Genomic DNA, 3966 nt, shown 5'->3' on the forward strand with positions numbered 1-3966 from the left:
ATGGCTGTGTTTTCTGACGCAGTATGATGAGCCCAGCGTAATCCGCCGTCCTTGCCCCAAACGCGGCGGATTGCGCCTGCGGCTCATCCGCCCGACGCCTGCTACGCCGCGGCGCGGCCGGCCTCCCACAGCGCGAGCACATCGTCTCGCGTGATTCCCCGCGTGATGAAGACGATGCGCGAGCGGCGGTCGGCGTCGGGCCAGGCGGGAAGCGCAACCGGCGGATGGAAGACGTGGTGGACGCCGTGGATGACCACCGGTGTCGCTTCGCCATGAAGATTGAGGATGCCCTTCACCCGCAACAGATCCTCGCCGCGCGCCTGGCGCAGATAAGCGAGCCAGCCGGACACGGTCATCCAGTCCAGCGGCTCGTCGAACGCCAGCATGAAGCTCGTGACCGAGGACTCATGGGCATGGCCGTGATCCCCATGGTCATGACCGATGGGGCCGTGATGGGCGTGATCATGCTCGGCGCCGGCGCCATGCGCGTGCGCCGTCTCGCCGCATTGCGCGAAAGCCTGCTCGTTGAGCCAGCGTGCGACGTCCACTCTCTTCTTCTCGGGATCGATCAGCGCAGCCCCGAACAGGTCGGCGGGATCGATCACGCCATGGCTCACGCGTTCGATTCGGGCGCCTGGATTCAGCCGCCGCAGTCGCTGCTCCAATGCGGCAACATCGTTGACCAGGTCAGACTTGGTGACCAGTAGCCGATCGGCAAGCGCGACCTGCTTGACGGCCTCATCCTGACGGTCGAGCTGATGCGCTGCGTTGGCCGCATCGACCGTCGTCACGACGGTGTCGAGGCGCAGGAAATGCGAGACCAGCGGATTGTTCAACAACAGCTGCAGGATGGGGGCGGGATCGGCAAGCCCCGTCGTCTCGATCAGGATGCGCCGGAACGGCGGCACCTCGGCGCGGTCGCGCCGCACCAGCAGCGCCCGCAGCGTCTCTTCGAGGTCGCTGCGGATTGTGCAGCAAACACAACCACTCGCGAGAACCGCAACCTCGCCATCGACGCGTTCGACGAGGAGATGATCGAGCGAGATCTCGCCATACTCGTTGATGATGACGGCGCTGTCGCTCATGTCGTCGCGGCGCAGCAAGTGATTGAGCAGCGTCGTTTTGCCGCTGCCGAGAAAGCCGGTGATCAACGACACCGGCAAACGCTGAGCTGATTTGTCATTTTCGAACAGGCTCATGACGCCTCCACCCACTGTCTTATTTTTGTTGCTGGACATGAGACTAATGGAGGTGGAGCATGTCGAAAATGATTTTTTAAGGCCCAACAAATGGGCTCAACTGGGGAGGTGACGATGGACAAAGAAGTCAGGAGTCAGCAGACCAACCAGGACCGGAGCGAGGGGATAGCCACCGATCGCCGGACATTGCTGCGCACGGCAGGTCTTGCCGGTGCAGCCGGCGCGGCGCTCGCCGGCTCCATGCACGGCAAGTTCTCGCTGGCGCCGATCAGCGAGGCGCAGGCGCAGGCCGCGCCCATGCCGAAGGGGACTGACAAGCCGTGGTGGCCGTCGAAATGGGGCAAGGACGACGAGGCCGGGGCATCCAACCACATCACGCCCGAGAAGGTGCTCGACACCGTCAAATGGATCAAGGACGGCAAGATCTACAAGATCGGCCGCGTCTATGAGACCGGCATGCCGCTGTTCGGTGCCCGCGTGTTTGCGCTGCGGATTCCGGGCAGCCCGACCGGCGGCCCATTCGGCGACAACCGCATGGTCTATCACGACGAGTTTCTCTCCACCGAGATCGGCCAGACCGGCACCCAGTTCGACGGCCTCGGCCATATCGGCATCCAGCTCGGCAAGGATGGCGACAAGAGCGAGATGAAATTCTACAACGGCTTTTCCGCAGCTGAGATCAGCGACGCCTATGGCCTCAAGAAGCTCGGCGTCGAGAAGCTGAAGCCGCTGTTCACCCGCGGCCATCTCATCGACATGGTCGCGCTCAAGGGCGGCATGATGGACGCCGGCCAGGAGATCACCACGGCGGACATCAAGGCGGCACTGCAGAAGCAGAACATGAGCGAGGCCGACATCAAGCCGGGCGACGCGATCTTCTTCCACACCGGCTGGGGGTCGCTCTGGATGAAGAACAACGACCGCTTCAACAGCGGCGAACCCGGCATCGGGCTCGACGCCGCCCAGTGGGTGATCGACAAGGATCTCGCACTGACCGGTGCCGACACCTGGGCCGTCGAGGTCGTCCCAAATCCCGACAAATCGCTCGCCTTCGTCGTCCACGCCGAACTGCAGACCAAGCACGGCATCCACAACCACGAAAACCTGGTCTTCGACGAGCTGATCGCCGCGAAGAAGTACCAGTTCGTTTATTGCTTCACCCCGGCCCCCATCAAAGGCGCCACGGGCAGCAACGGCTGCCCGATTGCGATTACGTGAATCGGGGCGTCGGCGCCACGGTCGCGACCGTGGCGTCGACGGTTCGGTGAGTGGAGTAGTAGGGCGGATTTGCGAAGCGTAACAGGCCAAGTCTTGGTGCGCATAGAAAGAAGTGGAATGAACTCTGGGGAAAGACAAGCCGATCACCGCGCAAGAGCTATTGAAGCAGCTGAACGCCGATCCCGGCTGGCTGGTTGAGGAGCGAATGTTTGCACAAAGCAGCGGAGTACGCTCGCAGAAGAGCTATTGAACCGCATCATCCTGTTCTGCGCCGTCGAACGCCCGATGAAATACGGCGCTATGACCGCCATCAACCGCTGGGTCAGCCACCACATCGTCAAGGTGTCAGCGACGCAAAACGTCGAGGTCGAACACGTCGCCTTGCTGAACAAGGTGCTCAGCCGGCTGCACGAGTTTCATCTCGCAACACGCAAGGTGAAGGCGTGGAACCGGACAGTACACTACACGGCGCAGTCTACGCTGACAGTAGGGATCGTTGGGGCAATCGTGGTGTCGGCGTTTCGGTTAAGAGATGACCAAGTGCTAGCTCGGCTGTTCAGTGGCAGAATTAATCCCTAAAGACTTCTCAGCAACTCGCGCAATAGCAGTTCTGTAGCTCTTGCCGATACCGTGCAGCCATACTGATGTAAATTGTCATTCTTTTTCTCATCAGCAAGGTCTACGATACACTTAGATGAAAAAAAATGACGCGGGCTATTCGGAGACTCGTGAGCGGCGAAATAGATGCCGAAAGTTTCCATATCCAAAGCCGCGATTTTTCGGTGTTGCTGCTCTATGTGAGTCAATCTCTGACTATCGGCAATAACAGCCGATCCGGTAACAAATGGCGCAAGCTTGGGTTTTGAGCGCAAGGCGGGCCTTGGGCAGTTCGAGTCGAGCCGTGCCTCGAGCGCTTGCTCAAAATCGGGTTTTGATATCGTGTGATCGATAATTGCGCGAGTTTGTGACTTTAAAGGGATTTGCGTAGGCGCAATCTCAAACCCATTGAGCGACCACTTCCCGGCCTGATACTCCCACGCCGGTGATCCAACAATAATCTGACCTAGGCTTGCCTGCTTGCTAAAGCCCGCGCATATTCCAGTCATGCAGAGAATATCGATCCGAAACAGATTGAGCGCTAGGGTTGTCTCGTACGTACACGCGACTAGCCCCATTTGTCCGAGGCGCAATATGCCTCCCAGGTATCTCCTATCTCCATCAAGGTAGACATATTGCACGTTTAAGCCGCCGACAACCACTTCGGACACCTTCATTAGTTCGGTGCTCCGAAATCCTTGTCGCTCCTCCTCCAGCGCGCACACGATTAAAAAATCAAGTTGCGTTATTGATGTACTCTTTATGTCAACGCTTTCGATGAACGTCGACAGAGATTTACGCCATGCGTCATTGCTGTCAAACGCAATCATAAGAACGCCAAGTTCGTCAAATCGGTTTCTATACGAGGCGATCTCGTCCGGAAAGGCGGACATCCCGATAACAGGGGTGGTGCGATTCTTTCCGTCATTTGATCGAAGCTGCTTTAGCAGCT

The 3966-nt window shown here is 59.0% G+C and carries 3 protein-coding genes and 1 pseudogene; 2 read left to right on the forward strand and 2 right to left on the reverse strand.

Annotated elements, in window-relative coordinates; translation table 11 throughout:
* Positions 1–101: 101 nt before the first annotated feature.
* Entirely contained in the window at positions 102–1286 is a 1185-nt protein-coding gene (locus BRAS3809_RS29375) for a CobW family GTP-binding protein (protein WP_240535801.1), read from the reverse strand.
* Between the two features lie 27 nt (positions 1287–1313).
* Between BRAS3809_RS29375 and BRAS3809_RS29380 the strand changes: the two genes are divergently transcribed.
* Together BRAS3809_RS29380 and BRAS3809_RS29385 are read left to right on the forward strand one after the other, a co-directional pair.
* Positions 1314–2417: a cyclase family protein gene (locus tag BRAS3809_RS29380; RefSeq protein ID WP_008965651.1), complete on the forward strand. Its 1104-nt coding sequence runs from the start codon at positions 1314–1316 to the stop codon at positions 2415–2417.
* Positions 2418–2663: 246 nt separating this feature from the next.
* Positions 2664–2996, forward strand: a pseudogene (locus BRAS3809_RS29385) (hypothetical protein); the annotation flags it as partial.
* Here the strand turns inward: BRAS3809_RS29385 and BRAS3809_RS29390 are convergent.
* The coding region (locus BRAS3809_RS29390) for a 5'-methylthioadenosine/S-adenosylhomocysteine nucleosidase family protein (RefSeq protein WP_139017470.1) at positions 2993–3966 on the reverse strand (974 nt) is incomplete at its 5' end. The pseudogene BRAS3809_RS29385 and the gene BRAS3809_RS29390 overlap by 4 nt on opposite strands.

The organism is Bradyrhizobium sp. STM 3809 (assembly GCF_000239795.1).
Lineage (GTDB): Bacteria > Pseudomonadota > Alphaproteobacteria > Rhizobiales > Xanthobacteraceae > Bradyrhizobium.

Coding starts and splice junctions, on each gene's coding strand:
- BRAS3809_RS29380 (WP_008965651.1), top strand. CDS start 1,314: ATGGACAAAGAAGTCAGGAGTCAGCAGACCAACCAGGACCGGAGCGAG.